The organism is Mycolicibacterium fallax (genome assembly GCF_010726955.1).
GTDB lineage: Bacteria > Actinomycetota > Actinomycetes > Mycobacteriales > Mycobacteriaceae > Mycobacterium > Mycobacterium fallax.
In genome coordinates, this window is record NZ_AP022603.1 from 2,263,640 (window position 1) to 2,289,093 (window position 25,454).

The following is a 25,454-nucleotide window of genomic DNA, read 5'->3' on the forward strand; positions in this document are numbered from 1 at the left end:
CTCCGGCGACCTGGACATCTACTACGAGGACATGGGCGATCCCACCGATCCGGCGGTGCTGCTGATCATGGGTCTGGGCGCTCAGTTGCTGCTGTGGCGGCCCGGCTTCTGCCAGCAGATCATCGACCGCGGATACCGGGTGATCCGGTTCGACAACCGCGACGTCGGCCTGTCCAGCAAACTCGATGGGCAGCGGGTACCCGGATCGCAGTACGCCGGCATGGTGCGCTCGACGCTGGGCCGGCCCAGCCCCGCGGTGTACACCCTGGAGGACATGGCCGACGACGCCGCGGCCGTCCTCGACCACCTGAGCCTCGACGGTGCCCACATCGTCGGCGCCTCGATGGGCGGGATGATCGCCCAGGTGCTGGCCTCCCGGCACGCCGAACGCACCCGCTCGCTCGGCGTCATCTTCTCCAGCAACAACCGGGCCGCGCTCCCGCCGCCGCACCCGAAGGCGCTGTTCGCGCTGCTCAAGGGCCCGCCGGTGGATTCGCCGCGGGAGGTGATCATCGACAACTCGGTGCGGGTCAGCCGCATCATCGGCAGCCCCGGTTTCCCGGCGCCGGAGGAGCGGCTGCGCGCCGATGCCGCCGAGGGCTACGACCGCAGCTACTACCCGGTCGGCATCGCCCGGCAGTTCGGCGCCATCCTGGGCAGCGGCAGCCTGCGCCACCACAATCGGCGCACCACCGCACCGACGGTGGTGATCCACGGTCGCGCCGACCGGCTGATGCGGCCGACCGGCGGCCGGTCGATCGCCGGCAACATCGACGGTGCCCGGCTGGTGCTGCTCGACGGGATGGGTCACGACCTGCCCGAGCCGTTGTGGACACCGATCGTCGACGAGCTCGACACGACCTTCCGCGCGACGCCGAATTAGCCGCTGCGACCAGCGCAAACACCGCGGCGGACGGTTCGAAAACCCCGCCCGCGGCGGCACGGTCGTACCATTGACCCGGTAGCACCAACGAACCGGGAGGTCGTTGTGACCGAGAAGTCAAAGCTGAGCCCGAAATACGAGGAACTCGCCGAGATCTACGACATCTCCAACGAGTTCTACCAGCTGTTTCTGGGCGAGACCATGGGCTATACCTGCGGTTATTTCGAGCGCGAGGACATGACCGGCGACCAGGCCCAGCTGGCGAAGTTCGATCTGGCGCTGGGCAAGCTCGGCCTGCGGCCCGGCATGACGCTGCTCGACATCGGCTGCGGCTGGGGCGCCGGCCTGGCCCGCGCGGTGCAGCAATACGACGTCAACGTGATCGGGCTGACGCTCAGCCGCGAGCAGCAGCGGTACGCCGTCGAGAAGCTGGCCACCATCGACACCGACCGGACCATCGAGGTCCGACTGCAGGGCTGGGAGGAGTTCGACGACCACGTCGACCGCATCGTGTCGATCGGCGCCTTCGAGCATTTCGGCTTCGACCGCTACCCGGCGTTCTTCGAAACCACCCACCGCGCGCTGCCCGACGACGGCGTCATGCTGCTGCACACCATCACCGGCTTCGACCTGCGCCGGGCCCAGGAACTGGGACTGTCGCTGACGTTCGAGCACGCCCGGTTCGCCAAGTTCATCGCCGACGAGATCTTCCCCGGCGGCCGACTGCCGTCGGTGCCCAAGGTCGAGGAGAACGCGGTGGCGGCGGGCTTCACCGTCGCCCGGGTGCACGAGATCGGTCCGCACTACGTGCGCACCCTCAAGATCTGGGAGGACGCCCTGACCGCGCACCGCGACGAGGCGATCGCGCTGCAGGGCCAGGTGGTTTACGACCGGTTCGCCAAGTACCTCACCGGCTGCCAGAAGTACTTCGCCTCCGGGCACATCAGCGTGCACCAGTTCACCCTGACCAAATAGCTCAGGTCAGCGGAACCTCGATGATCGGCCGGTCGACGGCGGCGCCGGGCCCGTCAAAGTGCCACCATTCCCCGGAATACACCGTCAGCCCGCCGGCGGCCATCGCCTCCCGCAGCAGCGCCCGGTTGGCCCGCTGGGCGGCGGTCACCCCGTCGGTGGCGTAGGCCAGCGCGGGCGGGGTGAAGCTGTCGAAATCGGTGCCCATGTCGACCAGTCGGCCGGCCGCGTCGGCCAGCGTCACGTCCACCGAACGGCCCGCGGTGTGGCTGCGTGCGGTGCTGCCCGGGCGGGCCACCCAGTTCGGGTTCGACACCACCTCAAACATCGTGACCTGCACCGAATGCGGCCGGTAGCAGTCCCAGAACACCAGCCGCGCGCCCGCGGCGCGCAGCGTCGCGGCGGCGGTGGCCAGCCCGGGGGCCAGCGACTGGTGCACCAGGCAGCGGGCACCGGTCGGGTAGAGCTGCCGGCCGGTGAAATTGTTGGCCCCGGCGTAGCGCAGGTCGACCAGCGCGTCGGGCACCGCCCGGTGGATCTCGACGAACCCGGCGTCGGCCGCGGTCGGCGCCGCCTGCGCGGGCGCCGACAGCGCCACCGCGGCACCCAGGCCCACCGAAACGACAATGGACCTGCTGCGCATTGTCCGAATCGTCATGCGCATCAGGTCCACGGTCGATGGGAGCGGCTCGGCCTACTCCTCGGTATCAATGGTCGGATCCGGCCAGCGCCGGCTCCGCAAGCTCCGCCGGCTCGGCCTACTCCTCGGTGCCAATGGTCGGATCCGGCCAGCGCCGGCTCCGCAAGCTCCGCCGGCTCGGCCTACTCCTCGGTGAAGTTCCGGGTGACGGTCGTGTCGACCGGGATGCCCGGGCCGGTGGTGGTGGAGACGACGATCTTCTTCAGGTAGCGGCCCTTGGACGACGACGGCTTGGCCCGCAGGATCTCGTCGAGGGCGGCGCCGTAGTTCTCGGCGAGCTTCTTCTCATCGAAGGAGGCCTTGCCGATCACGAAGTGCAGGTTGGCCTGCTTGTCGACGCGGAAGTTGATCTTGCCGCCCTTGATGTCGGCGACCGCCTTGGCGACGTCGGCGGTGACGGTGCCGGTCTTGGGGTTCGGCATCAGGCCGCGGGGCCCGAGCACACGCGCGATCCGGCCGACCTTGGCCATCTGGTCCGGGGTGGCGATCGCGGCGTCGAAGTCCAGGAACCCGCCCTGGATCTTCTCGATCAGGTCCTCGCTGCCGACCACATCGGCGCCGGCGGCCAGGGCCGCCTCGGCCTTCTCGCCCACCGCGAACACCGCGACGCGGGCGGTCTTACCGGTGCCGTGCGGCAGGTTCACGGTGCCGCGGACCATCTGGTCGGCCTTGCGCGGGTCCACGCCGAGCCGGATCGCAACCTCAACGGTGGCGTCCTGGTTCTTCGACGAGGTTTCCTTGGCCAGCTTGGCGGCCGCCAGCGGGCTGTACGCCTGGGTCTTGTCGATCTTGGCGGCGGCCTCGCGGTAGGCCTTGCTGTTCTTGCTCATTGCACTCTCCTGATTTCAGAGGTTGTGGTTGCGGGCCGAAGCGGGCCCTCCCACGGGGTGTCGATCACTCGACGGTCTTGGTTGCGTCGACAGGTCCGTCGGACTACTCGACGGTGATACCCATCGACCGGGCGGTGCCGGCGATGATCTTCGCCGCGGCGTCGATGTCGTTGGCGTTCAGATCGGCCTTCTTGGTCTCGGCGATTTCCCGGACCTGGTCCCAGCTGACCTTGGCGACCTTCGTCTTGTGCGGCTCGCCCGAACCCTTCTGCACACCGGCGGCCTTGAGCAGCAGCTTGGCGGCGGGCGGGGTCTTCAGGGCGAAGGTGAAGCTGCGGTCCTCGTAGACGGTGATCTCCACGGGGATGACGTTGCCGCGCTGCGACTCGGTCGCCGCGTTGTACGCCTTGCAGAACTCCATGATGTTGACGCCGTGCTGACCGAGCGCGGGGCCGACCGGCGGGGCGGGGTTGGCCTGCCCGGCCTGGATCTGCAGCTTGATCAGCCCGGCGACCTTCTTCTTCGGTGCCATTGGGGGGTGTTTCCTTTCCTAAGTTCAGATCTTGGCGACCTGGTTGAAGCCCAGTTCCACGGGCGTCTCGCGTCCAAAAATGGACACCAGCACCTTGAGCTTCTGCTGTTCGGCATTGACCTCGCTGATCGACGCGGGCAGCGTCGCGAACGGGCCGTCCATGACGGTGACGGATTCACCGACCTCGAAGTCGACCAGGATCTCCGGCTGCTCCAGGCTGGCCTCGGAGCTCGCACCGGCCGCGGCCGCCGCGGAGGACTTCGCGGCCTTCTTGGCCGCGCCCTGCGGAAGCAGGAACTTCACCACGTCGTCGAGCGAGAGCGAGGTCGGCCGCGACGTGGCGCCCACGAATCCGGTCACCCCGGGGGTGTTGCGCACCGCGGACCAGGAGTCGTCGGTGAGGTCCATCCGGACCAGGATGTAGCCCGGCAGCACCTTGCGGTTGACCTGCTTGCGCTGGCCGTTCTTGATCTCGGTGACCTCTTCGGTGGGGACCTCCACCTGGAAGATGTAGTCGCCGACGTCGAGGTTCTGCACGCGGGTCTCGAGGTTGGCTTTCACCTTGTTCTCGTAGCCGGCGTAGGAGTGGATGACGTACCAGTCGCCGGGCTTGGACCGCAGCTCCTTCTTCAGCGCAACGGCCGGATCCAGCTCCTCTTCGGCCGGGCTCTGGGCAGCGGTCTCGACGACGTCCTCGGCGACCGCGGCAGTCGCGTCGCCCGAGTCGGCCTGGGGCGTATCGCCCTCGGAGCTCGTCACGGTTGTCAGTCCTCTCTCAAATCCTCGGTACCCGGCGGTCAGCCGAACACCGACAGCACCAGTTTGGCCAGCCCCAGGTCGGCCAGGGAGATCAACGTCACCATGAACACCAGGAACGCCAGCACCACCGAGGTGTAGGTCACCATCTGCTTGCGGTTCGGCCAGATCACCTTCCGCAACTCGGCGATGACCTGCTTGAGGTAGTTGAAGACGAACACAAACGGGTTGCGCGACGGCCCGGTGCGGGCCTTCTTCTTCGGCTTCTTCTTCGCCTTGCCGGCGGCCGCCTCGTCGTCGTCCTTCTCGACGGACTTGACGTCCAGCGCCTCGGTGATCTCGGCGCCCTCGGCCTGTCCGGCCCGCTCGCGGCGCCGCTTTCCGGTCGGACGCGGCGGCGTCCCGGCCCGGGCCGTCAGGCCAGCAGCGCCCGCGTCATCGCCGCCACCGACGATGTCGTCGGCGTCGTCGCGCTCGTCGCTCACCCGCCAGCTCCTTTAATGGTTCAGCATTGCTTTATTCAGTTGAGCAGGGGCGACAGGACTTGAACCTGCAACCTGCGGTTTTGGAGACCGCTGCTCTGCCAATTGAGCTACGCCCCTCGGCCTGCTCCGGAAATCCCCGACAAAACTCGCGCGCTCTCCGATCGGTCCAACCTACCGAACCGCCGAACAGCGCGCTTGTCCCGGGAGAATCCCGAGGTCCGAGTGTACATCGGCGTTTGGCCGATGTACTAATCCGCTACCCGGGTGACCTGACCGGTGGCAACGTCGAACTTGATCTTCGCGGACTCCTCGCCCTGCTGGCCCATCATGGTGGTGAAGGCCTCCAGCATCACCTCGCCGTTCTCGTCGTGCAGCACGTTGCGGGTCACCACGATGTCCGCCCCGAACCGCTCGTCGACGGAGTGGATGTGCATGACCGGGAACAGTTTGTCGCCGACCTTGATCGGCCGGTGGTAGATGAACTGCTGGTCAACCTGCACGATCTGCATGGTCTCGAAGCCGGTGTCGACCTTGCGGAAGAAGTCCTGCTGCACGATGAGCGCGACGGTGGAGACAAAGGTCAGCGACGCCACCAGCCCGTCGTAGCCCAGCTCGGCGGCGGCGGCATCGTCGTGGGTCGCCGGGTCCATCGACTTGACGGCCTTGGCAAACTCGCGAACCTTCTCACGCCCCACCACGAAGTAGTCGTCGTAGGTGTGGACCATGCCCCGGATGTCGGTCTTGATCGCCATCCGTCAGGCCAGCCTCGCCTTGGCGATGGCGCGGCCGAAGATCTTCTTACCCCCGGTGGTCGCGTTGATCGCGATGGTGGCGATCTTGGTCTCCTCATCGACCGACTTGACCCGGCCGTTGAAGACCAGCTCGGCGCCGCGGCCGTCGTTGGGGACCGGGACGATCGCGGTGAAGCGGACGTTGTACTCGGTCACCGCGCCGGGGTCGCCGACCCATTCGGTCACATAGCCGCCACCGATGCCCATGGTCAGCATGCCGTGCGCGATCGCGGTGTCCAGGCCGACAATCTTGGCGATCTCGTCGTCCCAGTGGATCGGGTTCAGGTCGCCGGAAACGCCGGCATAGTTCACCAGATCCTGCCGGGTCAGCGGGATGACCTTCTCGGGCAGCTCATCGCCCACCTTGACCGAGTCGAAACTACGCAGTGCCATCGCTAAAGCCACTCTCTCCATTATCTTCGTCGCTACGCCCCGCCAGGGTGGTGTAGGCCTCCTGCACAACGTCACCGTCCTGATTGGAGATGACCGTCTTGTTGACGATGATGTCCGTGCCGTGCGCCTTGCGCACCGAATCCACGGTCACATCGCAGTAGAGCCTGTCGCCGGCCTTGATCTGCCGGACGAACCGCAGCTCCTGATCGACGTGCACGATCTGGGCATCCGCGAGGGCGATACCGGCGTCTTCGAACATGGCGACCTGGGCGGTGTAGCCGAAAACCGAGATGAAAGTGAGCGGAGCGGGCAGGCTGTCATAGCCCAGCTCGGCGGCGGCAGCCTCATTGAAAAACGACCGGTCTTCGTTCTTGACGGCCTTGGCGTATTCGCGAATCTTCTCGCGTTCGACCTCGTAATGATCGGGATACCGAAAATGGTGCCCGAGAAGCTTTTCACTCAGCACGGTCTTGAACCTACCTAATCGGACCCGACGAATCGAACCCGCGCCGTGGCGTTGGTTCGATTCATCAGCGAGTCGCTTCGATCAGCGAGATTCGCGGTGCGCCTGATGCTGGCCGCAGTTCGGGCAGAACTTCTTCAGTTCCAGCCGATCCGGGTCGTTGCGGCGGTTCTTCTTGGTGATGTAGTTGCGATGCTTGCACACCTCGCAGGCCAAGGTGATCTTCGGCCGCACATCGGTACTGGAGGCCACGTCAGCTGCCCTCTACTTTCACGTCTCGATTGCTTTGTAGCGGTGGGGGGACTCGATCCCCCGACCTCACGATTATGAGTCGTGCGCTCTAACCAGCTGAGCTACACCGCCCCGATAGGCGCGGGCGGCGCTGGGCCGCGCGTCCACCGAGCCCCCTAACGGAATCGAACCGTTGACCTTTTCCTTACCATGGAAACGCTCTGCCGACTGAGCTAAGGGGGCCAGACCTGCATGCCTCTCCCGGCGACGCCGGGTGAGCCTTAAGAAGGGTACAGGCTGGCACTGGGCTACACCAAACCGCTGGTCAAACCGGCCGAAACCGGCCGAAACCGGCCGATCCGGGCGGGTGGGCCCGAACCGGCCGGCGTCGTCACGGCCGGGTGCGGCTCAGTTCAGCAGCCAGTCGTTGGGGCTGAACAGCTCGCAGTGCACCCGGGCGGCCGGCACCCCGGACATCGTCAACGCGTCGCGCTGCGCCCGGACGAAGCCGTCCGGACCGCAGAGGTAGACGTTTGCGCCGGCGGGGACGTCGACGTCGCCGATGCTCATCTGGCCGGGGCGGGCGGCCACCTCCTCGGCGCCCTGCTCGTACCACAGTTCGACGGTGGCGTTCGGCAGCCGCCTGGCCAGCTCGAGCTGGCGGTCGCGCAGCGGGTGGCTGGCGGCGCTGCGGTCGGCGTGCAGCACCCGCACGATGGCCTGCGGGGCCTGCTCGGCCAGGTGCTGAAGGATCGAGATCATCGGGGTGATGCCGATGCCCGCGGAGATCAGCACGATCGGCGCGGACGCGTCGGGCATCGGCAGATCCCCGAACGGCACCGTGACATCGAGCAGGTCGCCGACCTGCAGGTTGTCCCGCAGCCAGTTGGACACCTCGCCGGCGGGGGTGTCGCCGGTCGACTCGACGGGCTTGACGGCGAAGGTCAGCGCCTCCCCGTCGATGCCGACCAGGCTGTACTGACGCAGCTGGCGGGCGCCGTCGGGCAGCGTCACACCGACCGAGACGTACTGCCCGGGCAGCGCCTGCGCGGCACCGGCGTTGACGGTGATCAGCAGCACGCCCGAGGGGTCCTCGCTGCGCTCGAGCACCCGCAGCCGGCGAAAGACGTCGCCGTCGGACACCCCGGCCGCGCGGTAGAGCTCGCGTTCCTCGTCGATCAGCGATTCGGCCATCACCCAGAACACCCGGTCCCAGGCAGTGGCAACCTCCTCGGTCACCACGTCGGCCCCGAGCACCGTCACGATCGCGGCGAACAGGTTTTCGTAGACGATCGGGTACTGCTCGGCGACGATGCCCAGCGAGGTGTGCTTGTGCGCGATGCGGCTCATCAGCTCGGCCGGGTGCGGCAGGTTGGGATCGATCAGGTGGGTGGCGAACGTCGCAACGGAGGCGGCCAGCGCCTTCTGCTGGGCGCCCTGGGCCTGGTTGCCCCGGTTGAACAGGTTGCGGATCAGCTCGGGGTGGGCGGCGAACATCCGCTGGTAGAACTCCGTGGTGATCTCTTCGATATGGGCCCCGACCAGTGGCAACGTGGCCTTGATCACCTCGGCCTGCTCGGGCGAGAGTTCGGCGCGTTCGACGGCGACGGTCATGACGGGATCCTTTCGGTGGTCAGCAGAACGTCGGTGTTCAGCTGCAATACGACGGGGAGCGAGCTGTCCCCGGCGAGTTCGGTGACGGTGTGCCGGTCCAGTTCGGCGTAGAACGCCTCCTTGGCGGCCGCCATCGCGCGGCGCAACCGGCAGGCGCTCACCAACGGGCAGGGCTGGTCCCCCGCACAGTCGATGACCTCCTGGTCACCCTCCAGGCGACGGACCAGCCAGCCGACGGACACGTTGCGGCCGGCGTCGGTCAGCGCCAGTCCGCCGGCCCGCCCGCGCCGGGTCGCGACGAGGCCGAGTTCGGCCAGCCGGGACACCGCCTTGGCGATGTGGTTCTCCGACGCCCCCGCCGCGGTGGCGATGCTGCGGGTGGTGACCCGCTGCTCGCGGGCCTCGGCGGCGGCGAGCAGCATCACGGCCCGAAGGCCGAGGTCGGTGAACCGGGTGAGCTGCACAAGATGCACGCTAATAAAATGCGCATCAACGATGCCAGTTTTAAATGTGTGCCCTTAAACACCCTTTGAAATGCGGTTTTTGTAGCTGCGAGGACCGTGTCGGGCGGCACCGGTGGGCGCCGCCGGGACACTTCCGTAAGCTCACCGCATGGCTTCCGGTAACGACGACCGCCTCTACTTCCGCCAGCTGCTGTCCGGGCGGGATTTTGCCGCGGGCGACATGATCGCCACCCAGATGCGCAACTTCGCCTACCTGATCGGCGACCGGGAGACCGGTGACGCGGTGGTGGTGGATCCGGCCTACGCCGCCGGCGACCTCGTCGACGTGTTGGAGAACGACGGGATGCGGCTGTCCGGCGTGCTGGTCACCCACCACCATCCCGACCACGTCGGCGGCACCATGATGGGGTTCACGCTGTCCGGGCTGGCCGAACTGCTGGAGCGAACCAGCGTCCCGGTGCACGTCAACGAGCTGGAGGCGGACTGGGTGGCGAATGTCACCGGCATTGCGCGCAGCGAGCTGACCGGGCACCGGCACGGCGACACGGTGTCCGTCGGCGACATCGACATCGAACTGCTGCACACCCCCGGGCACACCCCGGGCAGCCAGTGTTTCCTGCTGGACAACCGGCTGGTCGCCGGGGACACCCTGTTCCTGGACGGCTGCGGCCGCACCGACTTCCCCGGCGGCAACGTCGACGACATGTTCGCCAGCCTGCAGCAACTGGCCCGACTGTCCGGCGATCCGACCGTCTTCCCGGGGCACTGGTACTCCGAAGAGCCCAGCGCCGCACTGGAGGACGTCAAGCGGACCAACTACGTCTATCGGGCCTCGAACCTGCAGCAATGGCAGATGCTGATGGGCGGCTGAGCGCGGCTCAGCAGACGGCGCCGCAGAAGAACGCGGCGGCAACCAGCCCGATGATGATCGCGATGGTGGGTTGGCCACTGAGCGTGGCAACCACGACGCCGGTCAAGGCGGCGACGGCGATGAGGACGAACATGATCGCCATCAGCAGCCGAATCCCATTGACCGAGCCACCGGCGGCCGGCGGCATCGAGCTGCCGGTGCGAGGCGTCCGATCCTTGAAGTCGACCATCGCTCATCCCTTCGATAACGTGTTACAAAACACATTCTAGGGATTTCTGTGAATTACGCCACTTACGTAAGCCTGCCTAATTACGAGCTGTACTAACGGATTTCGGAAATCCGTTCGGTGAACGAGGCTCGATTCAGTGCGCGGAAAGCTTTGGTCGGCTCGATTCAGTGCGCGGGCAGCTGTGGTCGGCGATCCGGATGCTCGGCCAACCAGCGCCGCTCCACCCGGTTCACCCGGTGGTGTTCGGCGGTGATCAACGCGAAACCGGCCACCATCAGCGCCGCCGTCAACAGGCCCAGCGGTGGCAACAGCTCGAGGTGGCGGTAGGCGATGGCGGCGATGAAGCCGGCGACGCCCAGCACCCCCAGCGCGATGGACAGCAGGCCGGGCAGCCACAACGTGTCGATGAACGATTCCCCGGCATGCGGTTGCGTGGTTCGGGAGTGGTCAACCGGATCCCGATAGGCGCCTTTCATGTCGCGCCTCCCTTCGGCGAGGATGCCCGTATCCTACGCCGAAATGTGACAACAATCACTTGCGCGTTGCTGCCGCACGGGTTCCTGCTGCCGGCTACACGTTCCGACTGCCGGCTACACGTTCTGACTGAAAGCACTGCCGCGGCGCCACTGCTCCCACGGCACGCTCCAGTCACCGCCCTGCGCCAGCGTCAGCCCCGGCCCGCCGGTGTTCTTGACCTCGACGATGTCGCCGGGCTGGGCGAAGTCGTAGAACCACTTGGCGTTCTCACTGCTGAGGTTCAGGCAGCCGTGCGAGACGTTGGTGTTGCCCTGGGCCCAGATGGTCGAGTTGAGCTGGTGCAGGTAGATGCCGTTGGTGCTGATCCGGGTCGCCCACGGAATGGTCAGCTTGTAGCCCAGTCGGGAGCCGACCGGCACCCCGTAGGTGGACGAGTCCATCACCACCGACTCGGCCTTGTCGAAGACGCTGTAAACCCCCGGCGGGGTCCAGTAGGTCAGGGTGGTCCCGTTGATGGTCTCGACGCCACCCATCCCCATCGAGGTCGGCATGGTGCGGACCAGTTGCTGGTTCTCATACACCCGGACCTGCTTGTCGACGTCGTCGACGATGCTGACCCGGCGCGACCCGATCACGAAGGAGACCTTCTCGTCCTGGGCGCCGTAGAGCCCGTCGCCGAGCCGGGCGCCGTAGATCGGCACGTCGACGGTGACCTTGGTGCCGGTCGGGTAGTAGTTCTCCGGGCGCCAGTGCGCGGTCTGCTCGTCGACCCAGTTCCAGGAGCCGGCCAGCGGCGGGTCGGTGACGACCTTCATCCGGGTCTCGGCGACCGCGCGGTCGGCGATCGGGGTGTCAAAGCGCGCCGAGATGACCGCGCCGACCCCGTACATGCCGCCCTCGGCGATCGGGATGCCCGAGGTCATCCGCAGGTAGACCTGGGTCTGGTAGTCCGGCGCGACCGTCGTGAACGACGAGACCCGTCGGGACGGGGTGCCGCCGGGGCCCTGCGCCGCCACGGTCATGGTGTAGGTCCGGCCGTATCCCAGCTCGGTGGCCGGGCGCCAGCTGGTCCGGTCGTCCGACAGCGTGCCGGCCACCTCGGTGCCGTACTCGTTGACCATGCTGACCGCGACGAGCTGGCCGGTGTAGGCCGTCACCCGCACCGGTGCGCTCGGCGACACGTCGGAGGCATCCGGCGAGGGCACGATGGCCAGTCGGGCCGGCGCGGGCGTCGGCGGCACCGCGTCGACGGGATGGCTGGTGTGCAGCACGCTCGGGCAGCGGCCCGGGCACTCCGGCAACCAGGTCACCAGCACTCCGCCGGAAACCGCAAGGACCGCGAAAACTGCCGCGAGGCCCGCCCCAAAGAAACGGCGATTACGACGCAAAACACCCAACTCCACTATGAATTCAGCCAAACCGGCCCGACCGATTCCCGGCTGGCTCCATAGATGTTAGCCCGCAACCGCTACCCGTGAGTATTCGCCACGCTCGGCACGCGCGTCGGCCCAGCCGGGCCCGGCGCGTCGGGTCAGCGACCCGCCGGGATGAAGCCCGGACCCCAGGTTCCGGACCCGTCGCGGACGTAGGCCACCAGGGCGTCGATCGGGAATCCGTAGGCACCCAACTCGGCCCCGTTGTCGGCGTCGGTCAGGTGCCCGATGGTGATGCCGTAGAGCACCGGGCCCGACTCGTCCTCGCCGTACCAGGGCGAGCCGCTGTCCCCCGGTGACGCCGTCAGCGTCGAGCGCATCACCGAGTACCGCGGGTAGTCGGCGTCGAGGGTGACCGTGCCGATGGTGCCGCCGGTTTCGGCGGTGGTGCTGCCGTACTTGTGCACCGGGTCGCCGGGGCGCGGGTTGGCGTAGCGGGTGAAGAAGGCGTCGGGAATCTCGACGTCGTCGGCGAGCACCAGGATCGTCACGCCGAACCCGTCGGCGAGCACGCTGCCGTCGCCCTGCTGGGCGACGACCTCGCCGTCGCCGTACTTGTTGTAGACCAGCTTGCCGACGCCCTGCGCGCAGTGCCCGGCCGTCACCCCGAGCCGGCGGCCGGCATCGTTGCCGGCCAGGAACCCCAGCGTGCAGGCGCCGCCGCTCTCCAGCACGATCGCCATGCCGGGGGCCACCCCGACCCGGGCGGTCGCCGGCGGCGCCGGGCACAGCGCCGCGGCGAGTGCCACCGCACCCGCGAGCACCAGCAGCCGTCGTCGCATCGTGGTCGGACCATAACGCGTGGTTCGCGGCGCGGTCCGAAAACAACTCAGGCCCCCTTAAAAAAGGGGGCCTGAGCAGGTGTGGCAGGTACAGGATTCGAACCTGTGTAGGCGTAAGCCGACGGATTTACAGTCCGCTCCCATTGGCCGCTCGGGCAACCTGCCGGGTACCGCGCCGCCCCGCGACCCTCCGATGTGGGAGGGTCTGGTTTGGTGCGATAAGCAGGGTACAACGAGGATGTACCCAACACGAAAACGGCCAGCTGAGCAGAGGAGACGGACCCAGTGGCGGATTCATCGTTCGACGTCGTGAGCAAGGTCGACCGGCAGGAGGTCGACAACGCGCTCAACCAGGCGGCCAAGGAACTGTCCACCCGCTTCGACTTCCGGGGCACCGACACCAGCATCGCCTGGAAGGGCGAGGAGCAGATCGAACTGGTCAGCTCCACCGAGGAGCGGCTCAAGGCCGCCGTGGACGTCTTCAAGGAGAAGCTGGTCCGCCGGGACATCTCGATGAAGGCGTTCGATGCGGGCGAGCCGCAGGCCAGCGGCAAGGTCCACAAGGTCACCGGTTCGCTCAAGCAGGGCATCGACAGCGAGCAGGCCAAGAAAATCACCAAGATCATCCGGGATGCCGGCCCCAAGGGCGTCAAGGCGCAGATCCAGGGCGAGGAGATCCGGGTCAGCTCCAAGAAGCGCGACGACCTGCAGGCCGTCATCGCGCTGCTCAAGGGCTCCGACCTGGACGTCGCGCTGCAATTCGTGAACTACCGCTGAGAAACGGGGACACCGTGGATGCCAACCCGCCGTTCGTCGACGTCGTCATCATCGGCGCCGGAATCTCCGGCATCGGCGCGGCCTACCGCATCGCCGAACGCAACCCGCGGTTGCGCTACGTCATCCTGGAGCAGCGCGCGCGGATCGGCGGCACCTGGGATCTGTTCCGCTACCCCGGCGTGCGCAGCGACAGCAGCATTTTCAGCCTGAGCTTTCCGTGGGAGCCGTGGACCCGCCGGGAGGGCGTCGCCGAGGGCGCCGACATCCGCGACTATCTGGCCGAGACCGCGCACCGGCACGGCATCGACGAGCACATCCGGTTCGGCCACCGGGTGCGCTCGGCGGACTGGGACAGCGGCACCGACACCTGGACGGTGCGGGCCGCCGTCGGCGACACCGAGCAGACCTACCGCGCCCGGTTCGTGTTCTTCGGCACCGGCTACTACGACTACGACGCCGGGCACACCCCGGAGCTGCCCGGCAGCGCCGAGTTCGGCGGCACCGTGGTGCATCCGCAGCACTGGCCCGAGGACCTGGACTGCGCCGGTAAGCGGGTGGTGGTGATCGGCAGCGGCGCGACGGCGATCACCCTGGTTCCGGCGCTGGCGCGGGCCGGCGCGAAGGTGGTCATGCTGCAACGCTCCCCCACCTACGTGGCGGCCGGCGCCCGGGTCAGCCCGACCCTGCAGCTGATCCGAAAACTGCTGCCGGCCAAGGTTTCCCACCGGATCGGCCGAAACAAGGGGGTGGCCTACGAGGGCATCGTGTGGTTCCTGGCCCGCAAATCGCCGCAGCTGATGCGGCGCTACCTGCGGGCCCGGGCGATCCGCGCGCTGCCGCCGGGCTACCCGGTCGACGTGCACTTCAATCCCAGCTACGACCCGTGGGATCAACGCCTGTGCCTGGACGCCGACGGCGACCTGTTCGCCTCGATCAGCGCCGGCGGCACCGAGGTGGTCACCGACCGGATCGACCGGTTCGACGCCACCGGCATCTGGCTGGAGTCCGGCAGGCACCTGGCCGCCGACATCGTCGCGACCGCCACCGGGCTCAAGCTGCAGGCGCTCGGCGGGATCACGGTGCGCGTCGACGGCACCGAAATCGACCCCGCCGACCGGTTCGTCTACAAGGCGCACCTGATCGAGGATGTGCCCAACCTGGCCTGGTGCGTCGGCTACACCAACGCGTCCTGGACGCTGCGCGCCGACATCACCGCGCAGTCCACCGCAAAATTGTTGGCCCACATGGATTCTCACGGCTACACCCACGCCTACCCGCACCTGGGGAATCGGCCGATGCCGGAGAAGCCGGCCTGGGACATCAACGCCGGCTACGTCAAACGGGCGATGCACACGCTGCCCAAGTCCGGCACCCAGCGGCCGTGGAACGTGCGACAGAACTACTTCGCCGACGCCATCGACAATCGCTTCGACCGGATCGACGAGGACATGGTGTTCGGCGCCGCCGCGGCTTCGCCAACTTCGCCCGCGCAGGACCAGACCGTCATAGCCTGACGGCATGTCTTCAGCACATCGCGAACCCAAGGTCGTCGTCCTCGGCGGCGGGTCCTGGGGTACCACCGTCGCGTCGATCTGCGCCCGCCGCGGTGACACGCTGCAATGGATGCGGTCGGCCGAAACCGCCGCCGACGTCAACGAGAACCACCGCAACTCGGCCTATCTCGGCGACGAGGCGATCCTGCCCGACTCGCTGCGCGCCACCACCGACTTCTCCGAGGCGGCGCACTGCGCGGATGTGATCGTGATGGCGGTGCCCTCGCACGGCTTTCGCGGCGTGTTGGAGGAACTGGCCAAGGAACTGCGGCCGTGGGTACCGGTGGTGTCGCTGGTCAAGGGCCTGGAGCAGGGCACCAACCTGCGGATGAGCCAGATCGTCGAGGAGGTGCTGCCCGGGCATCCGGCCGGCATCCTGGCCGGGCCGAACATCGCCCGCGAGGTCGCCGAGGGCTACGCCGCGGCCGCCGTGCTGGCCATGCCCGACCAGAACCTGGCGGCGAACCTGGCCCGACTGTTCCGCACCAAGCGGTTCCGCACCTACACCACCGACGACGTGATCGGCGTCGAGATGGCCGGCGCGCTGAAGAACGTCTACGCCATCGCGGTCGGGATGGGCTATTCGCTGGGCATCGGCGAGAACACCCGGGCCATGGTGATGTCCCGCGCGGTGCGGGAGATGTCCAAGCTCGGCGAGGCGGTCGGCGGGCAGCGCGACACCTTCGCCGGCCTGGCCGGGATGGGCGACCTGATCGTCACCTGCACCAGCCAGCGCAGCCGCAACCGGCACGTCGGCGAGCAGCTCGGCTCCGGCAAGACGGTCGAGGAGATCATCGCGGCGATGAACCAGGTCGCCGAGGGCGTCAAGGCCGCCAGCGTGATCATGGAGTTCGCCGAGGAGTACGGGCTGAACATGCCGATCGCCCGCGAGGTCGACGCGGTGATCAACCACGAGGCCTCCGTCGAGCAGGCCTATCGCGGCCTGATCGCCGAGAACCCCGGCCACGAGGTCTATGGCAGCGGGTTCTAGTTGGCGAACGGGTTGGTGCCGCGCGGTCGGTCCAGCAGCGGGTTCACCGCACCGAAGGCGTAGCTGCCGCCGGGGGCGATGACGAAGCCACTCTGGTCGTAGCTGTTGGTGCACACCACCCCGCCGGCGAGCACGCCGCAGCTGACGGTGCCCTGGCCCAGCCGGCTGCCCTCGGGCAGCTCCCGCGGCGGTCCGTTGAACGCGTACAGCGGCCGGTCGGTGACGGAGAAGCCCGGCTCGCCGCCCGGTCCGCCGGTGACGACGTTCGCCCCGCCGGGCGCGCCGGGCAGGTTGCCGCTGCAGCCGTAGCTGCGGCTGTTCTTGCTCATCACGCAGTTCACCCCGATCGGCGCCGAGAACGCGTAGACGCCGTCGTTGACGATGTAGTCCACCGGCGAGGTCGGGGTCAGCGTCGCGGCGTTGGGCGGGGCAGGCGGCGCCGGCTCCGGGTCCGCGCCGGCCACCGGGGCGCACAGCACGGCGAGCGCGGCCGCACCGGCCGCCGAGGTCAGGAGTCTGCCCAGCACGTCAGCCACCTTAGGTCCTTCCGTCCGTGTCCGCCGGACGTCCCCCGGCGGCGCCGATATGCTCCTAGCCGTCGCGTCGGCCACGGGGAGGGGTCCGGATGAGGTCAGCTGTCGCAGCGGTCACGATGAGCATCGCGGTCACCGCCGCCGCCGTTACCGCGGTGTGCCCGGAGCCACCCGGCGGAAGCCGCAGCATGCCGGTCGCGCTGACCACCCTGGTGGTCGAGGGCAGCTCGACGAACCCGGGCGGTGACGGCATCGCCGACTTCTACGGCGGCCGGTTCGCCGACCCCGACACCACCACGGTGAATTTTCTGACCGGCCCGTACGGCATCTGGTCGGCGCTGCGCTCCAGCGACTCGGGCCCGGACACCGTGTTGAGCTCGGGCTGGGGCGCGGCCAACGCCAGCCTGCTGCTGGGGTATCTGGGCGCCACCGGCGACCCGATGCTGACCGGCAGCACCTGGGTGCTCGACAACAACGTGGCCGGCCCCAACGGCGGGTTCGGCACCCGGTACCCGGTGTTCGCGGCGATCGGGGTGAACCCGCTGCCGACCGCGCTGCCCGACACCGCGGCCGGCGACGTGGTGGTCATCTCGACCGCCACCGAGTACGACCTCAACAGCAACGCGCCCAAGTACCTGCTGAACCCGGTCGCCGACCTGAACTCGCTGGCCACCTACCTCGACGGCCGGCTCGGCCAGGGCTCGCTGGTGCTGCCGGTCAACGACGACGGGACCCCGGGCTGCGCCGGGGCCGCCGGGTGCACCGCGACGACGACCCCGGGCGGCCCGACCGAGGTCAGCTTCACCACCGCCGACGGGCAGCCGGCCGGCGCCCGCGTCGAGCAGGTCGACGGCGTCACCTACGTCGGCTATCGGACCGAACGGCTGCCGCTGCTGGCCCCGCTGCGCCGCTACGGCGGCGCCACCGGCACCCTGCTGGCCGACGCCGCGGAACCCGCGCTGCGCGCCACCGTCGACTACGGCTACCCGAACAACGATCCGCTGGCCGATCCGGGCAGCCACCGGCCGGCCGGGCTGCTGCCCACCCCGACCGAAACCCGCACCTACCTGCGCGAGCTGCGGGCCGGGCTGGCCACCGGCGGGCAGCTGCTGCGCAGCGGTGCCGCCGACCGGACCGGCGCCGACCGCCCGGCCGCCGACACGGCCGGGGCCCAGACCCAGCCGGGTGCCGACGGCCGGCGGTCGGTGCGCGGCACGGCGGACTCGGTGCGGCCACCGGCCGTCCGCGCGGCGGTGCAGCGACTGTCCCGGTCGCTGGGTATCGGTCAGCGCGACGCCGCCAAGCCCGACGCCCGGCAGCACACCGACGGTCAGTAGCGGGTGCCGCGGCGACCGGCGATGTCCTCCAGCCGGCGGATCCGGTCCTCGATCGGCGGGTGCGTGGAGAACAGCTTGCCGATCTTCTCCCCCGCCCGGAACGGGCTGGCGATCATCAGGTGCGCCTGGTCGGCCAGCTGCGGCTCGGGCGGCAGCGGTGCGCGCTGCACCCCGCCGGAAATCTTCCGCAGCGCCGAGGCCAGCGCCAGCGGGTCACCGGTGAGCTCGGCGCCGGACTCGTCGGCCTGGTACTCCCGGGACCGGGACACCGCCAGCCGCACCACCGTCGCCGCGATCGGGCCGAGCAGCTGAATCAGCAGCAGGCCGAACCCGCTGCCGCCGCGCCCGTCGCTCCGGCCGAACATCCCGGCGATGAACGCCACGTTGGCCAGCGCGGTGATCACCGAGGCCATCGCCCCGGCCACGCATGAGATCAGGATGTCGCGGTTGTAGACGTGGGACAGCTCGTGGCCGAGCACCGCGCGCAGCTCCCGCTCGTCGAGGATGCTCAGGATGCCGGTGGTGCAGCAGACCGCCGCGTTGCGCGCGTTGCGGCCGGTGGCGAACGCGTTCGGGTTGGCGGTGTCGGAGATGTAGAGCCGCGGCATCGGCTGGTGCGCGGTGGTGGCCAGCTCGCGCACGATCCGGTACATCTCCGGGGCCTGCACCTCGGTCACCGGCTGGGCGTGCATGGCCCGCAGCGCCAGCTTGTCGCTGTTGAAGTAGGTGTAGAAGTTGGTGGCCAGCGCGAACGCCAGCGCCCCCCAGATCCAGATGGTGTTGCCGGTGGCCGAGGCGAACATCGCACCGACCAGACCGATCAGCGCGGTGAAACCAACCAGCAGGACGAACGTCTTGATCCGGTTACCGGTCGGGTGCCAGTGCATCGGTCCTCCTCGGTGGCGATCCGCTGATTAAACGCCGCAGCCGCGCGAACGGTTCCTCGACACGTCGCGCCGCGCGCTAGCCGTGCCGGTTGACCGTGTACTGCACCAGCGACGCCAGCGCCGCCCGGCCCGGCAGATCCGGCAGCTCGGCCAGCTCTTCGTCGGCCCGGCGGGCATAGTCGCGGACCACGTCACGGGCCTTTTCGATGCCGTCGGAGGCGCGCAGCAGGGCGAGCGCCTCGGCGACCTCGGCGTCGTCGGTCAGCGGCTTGTCCAGCAGTTGGCGCAGCCGGTCGGCGCCGGGCCCGGTTTCCCGCAGCGCGAACAGCACCGGCAGGGTGTGCACGCCCTCGCGCAGGTCGGTGCCGGGCAGCTTGCCGGACTCCTCCGGCTCGGCCTCGATGTCGATGATGTCGTCGGAGATCTGGAAGGCGGTGCCGACCAGCCCGCCGAGCCGGCCGAGCCGATCCACCTGCTCGGGGCCGGCGCCGGAGAAGGTGCCGCCGAACCGCCCGGACGCGGCGATCAGGCACGCGGTCTTCTCGTAGACCACCTTCAGGTAGTGCTCGACCTCGTCGACGCCGTCGGCGGCGCCGCGGGTCTCGCGCATCTGGCCGGTCACCAGCTCGGCGAAGGTGTCGGCGATGACCAGCACCGCCTCGGGGCCCAGCTTGGACACCAGCCGCGAGGCGGTGGCGAACAGGTAGTCCCCGGCCAGGATCGCGATGTTGTTGCCCCACCGGGCGTTCGCGCTGTCGGCACCGCGGCGAACCTGCGCCTCATCCATCACGTCGTCGTGATAGAGCGTGGCCAGGTGCACCATCTCGATCACCGCGCCGGCCACGGTGACCTGCCAGGAGTCCCGGTCGGGGCCCAATTGGGCGCACAACACGGTGAACAACGGCCGGAACCGCTTGCCGCCGGCCATGAACAGATGCTGGACCGCCTCGGACATCAGGGCGTCGGCACGGCCGAGCTCCTCGTGCATCAGCGCCTCGACCCGATCGACGCCCTCGCGGACGTCACGCGCCAGCTCGGGATCCCCGAAGTCCACCCCAGCGACCACGCTGCCCGGAGTTTTCATTGGTCCAACATACTGAAGGGCATGGACATCGACGTCGAGGTGGCGGTGGTCGGCGCCGGTCCGGCCGGTTCGGCCGCCGCCGCCTGGGCCGCCCGGGACGGCCGCGACGTGCTGCTCATCGACGCGGCGGAGTTCCCGCGGGACAAGACCTGTGGTGACGGTCTCACTCCGCGGGCGGTCGCCGAGCTGCGGCTACTCGGCCTCGGCGACTGGCTCGACGGCCACATCGCGCACCGCGGGCTGCGGCTGCGCGGGTTCGGCTCGGCCGTCGAGGTGCCCTGGCCGGGGCCGTCGTTCCCGGCCACCGGATCGGCCGTGCCGCGCACCGAGCTCGACGACCGGATCCGCGCCGTGGCCGCCGACTCCGGCGCCGGGATGCGACTCGGCAGCAAGGCCGTCGACGTGGAGTACGGCCCGGCCGGCCGGGTCACCGCGGTGCGGCTGGCCGACGGTTCCCGGGTCCGCGCCCGGGCGTTGATCGTCGCCGACGGGGCCCGCTCCCCGCTGGGCCGGGTGCTGGGCCGGCGCTGGCACCGCGAGACGGTGTACGGGGTGGCCGCCCGCGGCTACCTGGCCTCCCCGCGGCACGACGAGCCGTGGATCTCCTCGGACCTGGAGTTGCGCGGCCCCGACGGCGCCGTGCTGCCCGGCTACGGCTGGATCTTCCCGCTCGGCAACGGGCAGGTGAACATCGGCGTCGGCGCGCTGGCCACCCTGAAACGGCCCGCCGACATCGCGCTGCGGCCGCTGATCGAGCACTACACCGACCAGCGCCGCGCCGAGTGGGGGTTCGACGGCCGGCCCCGCGCGGTGGCCTCGGCGCTGCTGCCGATGGGCGGCGCGGTGTCCGGGGTGGCCGGCCCGAACTGGATGCTGATCGGGGACGCCGCGGCCTGCATCAACCCGCTCAACGGCGAGGGCATCGACTACGGCCTGGAGTCCGGCCGGCTGGCCGCCGAGCTGCTGGACTGCCCGGACCCGTCGCTGGCCTGGCCGGACACCCTGGCGCGGCACTACGGGCGCGGCTTCTCCGTCGCCCGCCGGCTGGGGCTGCTGCTCACCGTGCCCCGGTTCCTGCCGCTGGCCGGCCCCGTCGGGCTGCGTTCCCCGCGACTGATGAAACTGGCGGTGCGGGTGATGGGCAACCTGGTCACCGACGAGGACGCCGACTGGGTGGCCCGGCTGTGGCGGGTCTCCGGTGCGGGGTCCCGGCTGGCCGACCGGCGCAAACCGTTCACCTGAGCCGGCCGCCGGTGTCGGCGGGCCGCCGTATCGTCGAGGAGCAATGGCCGAGATCATCCTGGGCGGCTACCCGGCGAAGCGCTGCGCCCGGCGCACCCACAACGCCTTCGACCCGACCGCGCCGCCGCTGGGTCCGGCCGACGCCGGGCGGCAGGCGCTGATCGAGGCCGGGCTGGCGTTCGAGGCCGTCGTCGTCGACGCGGTGCGCCGCGCCCTCGGCGACACCGGGCAGCTGCGGGTCATCGACGAGCCGGACTGGGCACAGGCCACCGCGGCCACGCTGGCGGCGATCGCCGAGCGGGTGCCCGTCATCGCCGGCGCCCGGCTGCCCAACCGCGGCGGCCGCTCCGGGGCGCCGGACCTGCTGGTCCACCGCGCCGGCGGCTACCTGCCCGTCGAGGTCAAGAACCACAAGGTGCTGACCTCGACGACCCGTTCCAGCAAACCGAAGTCCCGGTCGGCGGTGCTGGCCTCGGCGCTGGGCGCCCCCGCGGCGATCCACACCGTCGCCGGGTTCGGCGCCAAACCCGACCGGCGCCGCGACGACGGCATGCAGCTGGCGCACTACACCCGGATGCTGCAGGACCTCGGCTGTCATCCGGGCGGCGGCACCGACGATCCGGAGCTGCTGCTCGGCGGCATCATCGGGACCTCCGACCTACACGAGCTGCTGGGTGCCGAGCTCGGCATCCTCTGGCACCGGCTCGGCGACCCGCCCGGCTCGGTGCTGGCCCGCTACGACGAGGAGTTCGACCTGCGGCTGCGGGTGGCCCGGGCCGCCGCGGCCGGCGGCGAGCTGGTCCGCCCGGTGCGCATCCCGGAATGCGGCAGCTGCGACTGGTTCGCGCACTGCGCGCAGGTGGTCGCCGACGACGACGCGTCGTTCGCGCTGCAGACCGGTCAGCTGAGCCTGCCCGAATGGCGCTACCTGTACACCGCGGCCGGCGACGGGTCGGCGCTGACCGTGGCGCAGCTGGCCGCGGTGGACGTCGAGGCGCAGTTGGACGGCTTCGCCGCGGTGTCCGGCGGCGGCAAGCCGGCGCGGGCCCGGCTGGCCGGCGCGGTGCGGCGCGCGCGGATGACGCTGGACGGGCAGGACGTGGAGCCCCGGGGCGCGCACTGGCCGACGATCCCCTCGGCCGACGTCGAGGTCGACTTCGACATCGAGTGGGACACCGACGAGCGGATCTACCAGTGGGGCATCCGGATTCGCGACGGGCACCACGACGCCGGCGCGCGCTATGAACCGGTGGTGTCGTTCCGGCCGCTGGACGACGCCGCCGAGGCCGCCCTGGCCGAGGAGTTCGCCGCGCGGCTGGAGCGGCTGCGCGCGGCGGCCGACCGCGACGGCAAGAGCCTGTCGATCTATCACTGGAGCGCGGTGGAGATCACCCGGTCCGCGCGGTTCCCCCGGGTGGCGGCCGCGCTGTCCGGGGTGAGCGTGGACCTGTGCGCCTGGTTCAAGCGGGAGTTCTTCGCCCGGACCTCGTCGTCGATCAAGGCGGTGGCACCGCTGTTCGGCTTCGATTGGGGCGACGCCGACGCCGGCGGGCTGACCGCGCAGGCGCGGATCGAGCAGGCCCGCGGATCCGGCCCGGACGCCGCGGCGGCCCGCGACTGGTGCCTGCGCTACAACCGCGACGACGTCGCCGCCCAGGCCGCCATCCGGGATGGGTTGCGCCGGCTGGGCGCAGCGGCCGGGCCGCCGTGACCCCGCCGGGCCGGGGTCAGTCCTTGCGGGCGGAATGCAGCGCGACGATGCCGCCGGTGAGATTGCGCCAGCGCACCCGGGACCAGCCGGCCTCGGCGATCTGCCGGGCCAGCGCGGCCTGATCGGGCCAGGCCCGGATGGACTCGGCGAGGTAGACGTAGGCATCGGGGTCGCTGGAGACCGCGGTGGCGATCGCCGGCAGCGCCCGCATCAGGTACTCCTTGTAGACCGTGGAGAACACCGGGAGGGTCGGGGTGGAGAACTCGCAGACCACCAGCCGGCCGCCCGGCCGGGTCACCCGGGCCATCTCGCGCAGCCCCGCGACGTGGTCGACGACGTTGCGCAGCCCGAAGCTGATCGTCACCGCGTCGAACGACTCGTCGGCGAACGGCAGCGCGGTGGCGTCGGCGCCGACCTTGGGCACCGGCCGGTGCGCGCCGGCGGACAGCATGCCGACCGAGAAGTCGGCGGCCACGCACCAGGCGCCGGAGCGGGCCAGCTCGACCGTCGACACCGCGGTGCCTGCGGCCAGGTCCAGCACCCGGTCGCCGGGGCCGATCTGCAGGGCGGCGCGGGTGGCGCGGCGCCAGTACCGGTCCTGCCCGGCGGAGAGCACCGTGTTGGTCAGGTCGTAGCGGCGGGCGACGGCGTCGAACATCGACGCCACCTCGTGCGGATCCTTGGCCAGCGTCGCTCGACTCACCCCGTCGACGTTAGGCCACCGCGGTGGAATCCGGCATCCTGGGTGCCGCCGTCACCGCGCGGTAGTGCCCGAGCAGCTCGTCGCAGACCGCCGGCCAGGTGCGGTGCAGCACCGCCCGCCGGGCGTTGGCGGCGTACCGGTCGCGGTCGGCAAGCAGCTGCTCGACGGCGCCCGGCAGCCGGTCGCCAAAGCCGTCGACCGGCAGCAGCAGCCCGGTCTGCATCGGCTGCACCAGGTCCCGCGGCCCGCCCCGGTCCGGGGCCAGCACCGGCAGCCCGGAGGCCATCGCCTCCTGCACCGCCTGGCAGAACGTCTCGTGTTCGCCGGTGTGCACGAAGACGTCCATGCTGGCGTAGGCCGCGGCCAACGCCGGGCCGTACAGGGCGCCGGTGAACACCGCCGAGGGCAGCAGCCGCGCCAGCTTGTCCCGGTCCACCCCGTCGCCGACCACAACGAGCTGCAGGTCGTCGCGGCCGTCGAGCACGGCCAGCCGTTCCACGTGCTTCTCCGGGGCCAGCCGGCCGACGTACCCGATGATCGGCCACCCGGACGGCGACCAGGCGCGGCGCAGCGCCGCGCTGCGCGCCGACGGCGCGAACCCGGCCACGTCCACCCCGCGAGCCCACCGGTGCACCCGCGGGATCCGCTGGGCGGCAAGCACTTCCATCGCCGCGGTGGACGGGGCCAGGGTGCGGTCGGCCAGCGAGTGCAGCCGGCGGCCCCAGGCCCAGACCGCCCCGGCGGCGGCGCCCATGCCGTAGCTGGCGGCGAACCCGGCGACGTCGGTCTGGAACACCGCGACGGTCGGGACGCCGAGGCGCCGGGCGGCCCACATGCCGCCGCTGCCCAGCAGCGCGGGTGAGGCCAGGTGCACCACGTCGGGATCGAACCCGCGCAGCACCCGCAGCAGCCGCGGCATCGGCAGCCCCATCGGCAGCGAGGTCACCCCGGGCAGCATCAGCGCCGGCACCCGGTGCACCCGGATGCCGTCGTGGCAGCGGGTCGCGGCGGGTTCCCCGCGCGGGGTGTCCGGGGCGATCACCAGCACCTCGTGCCCGCGGTCCCGCAGGTGTTCGAGCACCCGGAGCACCGAGTTGGTGACGCCGTTGACGTTGGGCAGGAAACTTTCGGCCACGATTGCCACTCGCACGGGTACAGCGTGGCAGCCGCCGGTGACCGGCGGGTGTCGGCGGGCGAACGGGCCGGCAAACCCCGGCGGTCGGCCTACTCCGGGGCCGCGGCGCGGCGCCGGTCCAGCGTTTTCTCCAGCACCGCCAGCCCGATCAGCAGCGTCCCGGCGACCAGCCAGTCGGCCAGCACCACCGACCCGGCCGGGATGATCGCCAGCCGGGCGTTGCGGTTCTGCACCCGGACCAGGTTGGGGTCGTCGCGGTCGTACTCGACGTAGATCCGCATGCCGTTCTCCAGCTCGGAGGGGTACAGCACGCCCAGCTCGGGCCGGTAGGTCACCCGGTCCGGGGTGACGAAGGCGATGGTGGAGCGGCGCGGCCCGGCGTTGAGCACCTCGGCGGCGGCCACCCCCATGTTGGCTTCGATCTGCCGGTCGTTGCGCCACGCCCCGGCCACCAGCAGCACCGCCTGCAGCGTCACCGCCGCGGCGATGACCAGGATCGCGACCCGGGCGCCGCGGATCACCCGGCCGGCCCGGGTGTGCGACACCTGGCCGCCGGGGCCGTGGATCATCACCGCCCAGACCAGCTTGATCAGCC

The 25,454-nt window shown here is 70.0% G+C and carries 30 protein-coding genes and 4 tRNA genes; 9 read left to right on the top strand and 25 right to left on the bottom strand.

Annotated features, from left to right (window positions below):
• The first annotated feature begins 31 nt into the window (after positions 1-31).
• Entirely contained in the window at positions 32-883 is an 852-nt protein-coding gene (locus G6N10_RS10750; protein ID WP_085096489.1) for an alpha/beta fold hydrolase, read from the top strand.
• A gap of 105 nt (positions 884-988) precedes the next feature.
• Positions 989-1,858 carry a cyclopropane mycolic acid synthase family methyltransferase gene (locus tag G6N10_RS10755; RefSeq protein WP_085096316.1) on the top strand — a complete coding sequence of 290 codons (870 nt, stop codon included), beginning with the start codon at positions 989-991 and terminating at the stop codon, positions 1,856-1,858.
• A 1-nt stretch (position 1,859) separates the two neighbouring features.
• Here the strand turns inward: G6N10_RS10755 and G6N10_RS10760 are convergent, their stop codons facing one another.
• The 14 genes from G6N10_RS10760 to G6N10_RS10825 all read right to left on the bottom strand — a co-directional run bounded on the left by G6N10_RS10760 (position 1,860) and on the right by G6N10_RS10825 (position 9,114).
• Positions 1,860-2,498, bottom strand: a complete 639-nt coding sequence (locus G6N10_RS10760) for a M15 family metallopeptidase (RefSeq protein ID WP_085096314.1) — start codon at positions 2,496-2,498, stop codon at positions 1,860-1,862.
• A 179-nt stretch (positions 2,499-2,677) separates the two neighbouring features.
• Positions 2,678-3,385, bottom strand: coding sequence for a 50S ribosomal protein L1 (gene rplA, locus G6N10_RS10765; RefSeq protein ID WP_085096312.1), 708 nt, complete (start codon positions 3,383-3,385; stop codon positions 2,678-2,680).
• Between the two features lie 103 nt (positions 3,386-3,488).
• Positions 3,489-3,917 (bottom strand): 50S ribosomal protein L11, encoded by a 429-nt coding sequence (gene rplK, locus G6N10_RS10770; RefSeq protein WP_085096310.1) that lies wholly within the window; start codon positions 3,915-3,917, stop codon positions 3,489-3,491.
• 24 nt (positions 3,918-3,941) lie between these two features.
• Positions 3,942-4,676: a transcription termination/antitermination protein NusG gene (gene nusG, locus G6N10_RS10775; protein ID WP_109750522.1), complete on the bottom strand. Its 735-nt coding sequence runs from the start codon at positions 4,674-4,676 to the stop codon at positions 3,942-3,944.
• A 38-nt stretch (positions 4,677-4,714) separates the two neighbouring features.
• Positions 4,715-5,158: a preprotein translocase subunit SecE gene (gene secE / locus G6N10_RS10780; protein WP_085096306.1), complete on the bottom strand. Its 444-nt coding sequence runs from the start codon at positions 5,156-5,158 to the stop codon at positions 4,715-4,717.
• Positions 5,159-5,202: 44 nt separating this feature from the next.
• A tRNA-Trp gene (locus G6N10_RS10785) sits at positions 5,203-5,275 on the bottom strand.
• Positions 5,276-5,406: 131 nt separating this feature from the next.
• On the bottom strand, positions 5,407-5,910 hold the full coding sequence (gene hadC / locus G6N10_RS10790) for a (3R)-hydroxyacyl-ACP dehydratase subunit HadC (protein ID WP_085096304.1): 504 nt from the start codon (positions 5,908-5,910) through the stop codon (positions 5,407-5,409).
• Positions 5,911-5,913: 3 nt separating this feature from the next.
• The gene (gene hadB / locus G6N10_RS10795) at positions 5,914-6,342 is read right to left on the bottom strand and encodes a (3R)-hydroxyacyl-ACP dehydratase subunit HadB (protein WP_085096302.1); all 429 of its coding nucleotides are present in this window, start codon (positions 6,340-6,342) and stop codon (positions 5,914-5,916) included.
• Positions 6,329-6,808, bottom strand: coding sequence for a (3R)-hydroxyacyl-ACP dehydratase subunit HadA (gene hadA / locus G6N10_RS10800; RefSeq protein ID WP_085096300.1), 480 nt, complete (start codon positions 6,806-6,808; stop codon positions 6,329-6,331). The genes hadB and hadA overlap by 14 nt, the downstream gene beginning before the upstream one ends.
• A gap of 81 nt (positions 6,809-6,889) precedes the next feature.
• Positions 6,890-7,057, bottom strand: coding sequence for a 50S ribosomal protein L33 (rpmG, locus tag G6N10_RS10805; protein ID WP_085096298.1), 168 nt, complete (start codon positions 7,055-7,057; stop codon positions 6,890-6,892).
• Between the two features lie 37 nt (positions 7,058-7,094).
• Positions 7,095-7,168: transfer RNA gene (locus G6N10_RS10810), tRNA-Met, on the bottom strand.
• A gap of 38 nt (positions 7,169-7,206) precedes the next feature.
• A tRNA-Thr gene (locus G6N10_RS10815) sits at positions 7,207-7,279 on the bottom strand.
• 165 nt (positions 7,280-7,444) lie between these two features.
• Complete coding sequence (locus G6N10_RS10820; RefSeq protein ID WP_085096296.1) at positions 7,445-8,650, bottom strand: globin domain-containing protein; 1,206 nt, start codon at positions 8,648-8,650, stop codon at positions 7,445-7,447.
• Positions 8,647-9,114 (bottom strand): RrF2 family transcriptional regulator, encoded by a 468-nt coding sequence (locus G6N10_RS10825; RefSeq protein ID WP_085096294.1) that lies wholly within the window; start codon positions 9,112-9,114, stop codon positions 8,647-8,649. Before G6N10_RS10825 ends, G6N10_RS10820 begins: the two co-directional genes overlap by 4 nt.
• A gap of 148 nt (positions 9,115-9,262) precedes the next feature.
• Between G6N10_RS10825 and G6N10_RS10830 the strand changes: the two genes are divergently transcribed.
• Entirely contained in the window at positions 9,263-9,985 is a 723-nt protein-coding gene (locus tag G6N10_RS10830; protein WP_085096292.1) for an MBL fold metallo-hydrolase, read from the top strand.
• 7 nt (positions 9,986-9,992) lie between these two features.
• Here the strand turns inward: G6N10_RS10830 and G6N10_RS10835 are convergent, their stop codons facing one another.
• The 5 genes from G6N10_RS10835 to G6N10_RS10855 all read right to left on the bottom strand — a co-directional run bounded on the left by G6N10_RS10835 (position 9,993) and on the right by G6N10_RS10855 (position 13,071).
• Entirely contained in the window at positions 9,993-10,214 is a 222-nt protein-coding gene (locus tag G6N10_RS10835; RefSeq protein ID WP_085096290.1) for a hypothetical protein, read from the bottom strand.
• Positions 10,215-10,378: 164 nt separating this feature from the next.
• Positions 10,379-10,690 (bottom strand): protein UsfY, encoded by a 312-nt coding sequence (gene usfY, locus G6N10_RS10840; protein ID WP_085096288.1) that lies wholly within the window; start codon positions 10,688-10,690, stop codon positions 10,379-10,381.
• 114 nt (positions 10,691-10,804) lie between these two features.
• A complete protein-coding gene (locus tag G6N10_RS10845; protein WP_234810566.1) occupies positions 10,805-12,088 on the bottom strand; it encodes a L,D-transpeptidase in 1,284 nt (427 codons plus the stop codon).
• Between the two features lie 134 nt (positions 12,089-12,222).
• The gene (locus tag G6N10_RS10850; RefSeq protein WP_085096283.1) at positions 12,223-12,906 is read right to left on the bottom strand and encodes a chymotrypsin family serine protease; all 684 of its coding nucleotides are present in this window, start codon (positions 12,904-12,906) and stop codon (positions 12,223-12,225) included.
• Positions 12,907-12,988: 82 nt separating this feature from the next.
• Positions 12,989-13,071 (bottom strand) — tRNA-Tyr (locus tag G6N10_RS10855).
• Positions 13,072-13,191: 120 nt separating this feature from the next.
• Between G6N10_RS10855 and G6N10_RS10860 the strand changes: the two genes are divergently transcribed.
• The 3 genes from G6N10_RS10860 to G6N10_RS10870 are packed head-to-tail and all read left to right on the top strand — an operon-like array spanning position 13,192 to position 16,227.
• Positions 13,192-13,683, top strand: a complete 492-nt coding sequence (locus G6N10_RS10860; RefSeq protein WP_085096281.1) for a YajQ family cyclic di-GMP-binding protein — start codon at positions 13,192-13,194, stop codon at positions 13,681-13,683.
• Positions 13,665-15,197, top strand: a complete 1,533-nt coding sequence (locus tag G6N10_RS10865) for a flavin-containing monooxygenase (protein ID WP_085096487.1) — start codon at positions 13,665-13,667, stop codon at positions 15,195-15,197. Before G6N10_RS10860 ends, G6N10_RS10865 begins: the two co-directional genes overlap by 19 nt.
• A 4-nt stretch (positions 15,198-15,201) precedes the next feature.
• Positions 15,202-16,227, top strand: coding sequence for an NAD(P)H-dependent glycerol-3-phosphate dehydrogenase (locus G6N10_RS10870; protein ID WP_085096279.1), 1,026 nt, complete (start codon positions 15,202-15,204; stop codon positions 16,225-16,227).
• Here G6N10_RS10870 and G6N10_RS10875 read toward each other — a convergent pair.
• A complete protein-coding gene (locus tag G6N10_RS10875) occupies positions 16,224-16,754 on the bottom strand; it encodes a hypothetical protein (protein ID WP_085096277.1) in 531 nt (176 codons plus the stop codon). The genes G6N10_RS10870 and G6N10_RS10875 overlap by 4 nt on opposite strands.
• Before the next feature lie 98 nt (positions 16,755-16,852).
• Here G6N10_RS10875 and G6N10_RS10880 point away from each other — a divergent pair, with 98 nt between their 5' ends.
• A complete protein-coding gene (locus G6N10_RS10880; protein ID WP_085096275.1) occupies positions 16,853-18,097 on the top strand; it encodes a PE-PPE domain-containing protein in 1,245 nt (414 codons plus the stop codon).
• Here G6N10_RS10880 and htpX read toward each other — a convergent pair.
• A complete protein-coding gene (gene htpX, locus G6N10_RS10885; RefSeq protein WP_085096273.1) occupies positions 18,091-18,984 on the bottom strand; it encodes a zinc metalloprotease HtpX in 894 nt (297 codons plus the stop codon). The two genes, G6N10_RS10880 and htpX, sit on opposite strands and share 7 nt — an antisense overlap.
• 76 nt (positions 18,985-19,060) lie before the next feature.
• On the bottom strand, positions 19,061-20,068 hold the full coding sequence (grcC1, locus tag G6N10_RS10890) for a nonaprenyl/(2E,6E)-farnesyl/geranylgeranyl diphosphat synthase (RefSeq protein ID WP_179962830.1): 1,008 nt from the start codon (positions 20,066-20,068) through the stop codon (positions 19,061-19,063).
• Between the two features lie 21 nt (positions 20,069-20,089).
• On the opposite strand from grcC1, the gene menJ reads away from it, so the two are divergent.
• Positions 20,090-21,310 (top strand): menaquinone reductase MenJ, encoded by a 1,221-nt coding sequence (menJ, locus tag G6N10_RS10895; RefSeq protein WP_085096271.1) that lies wholly within the window; start codon positions 20,090-20,092, stop codon positions 21,308-21,310.
• Between the two features lie 43 nt (positions 21,311-21,353).
• Positions 21,354-23,021 carry a ribonuclease H-like domain-containing protein gene (locus tag G6N10_RS10900; protein WP_085096269.1) on the top strand — a complete coding sequence of 556 codons (1,668 nt, stop codon included), beginning with the start codon at positions 21,354-21,356 and terminating at the stop codon, positions 23,019-23,021.
• Between the two features lie 16 nt (positions 23,022-23,037).
• On the opposite strand, the gene G6N10_RS10905 is transcribed toward G6N10_RS10900, so the two are convergent.
• From G6N10_RS10905 to G6N10_RS10915, 3 genes are all read right to left on the bottom strand, one after another.
• Complete coding sequence (locus tag G6N10_RS10905) at positions 23,038-23,724, bottom strand: demethylmenaquinone methyltransferase (protein ID WP_085096267.1); 687 nt, start codon at positions 23,722-23,724, stop codon at positions 23,038-23,040.
• Between the two features lie 10 nt (positions 23,725-23,734).
• Positions 23,735-24,874 (bottom strand): glycosyltransferase family 4 protein, encoded by a 1,140-nt coding sequence (locus G6N10_RS10910; protein ID WP_085096265.1) that lies wholly within the window; start codon positions 24,872-24,874, stop codon positions 23,735-23,737.
• Between the two features lie 74 nt (positions 24,875-24,948).
• A complete protein-coding gene (locus G6N10_RS10915) occupies positions 24,949-25,428 on the bottom strand; it encodes a DUF3592 domain-containing protein (protein WP_085096483.1) in 480 nt (159 codons plus the stop codon).
• Positions 25,429-25,454: the final 26 nt, after the last annotated feature.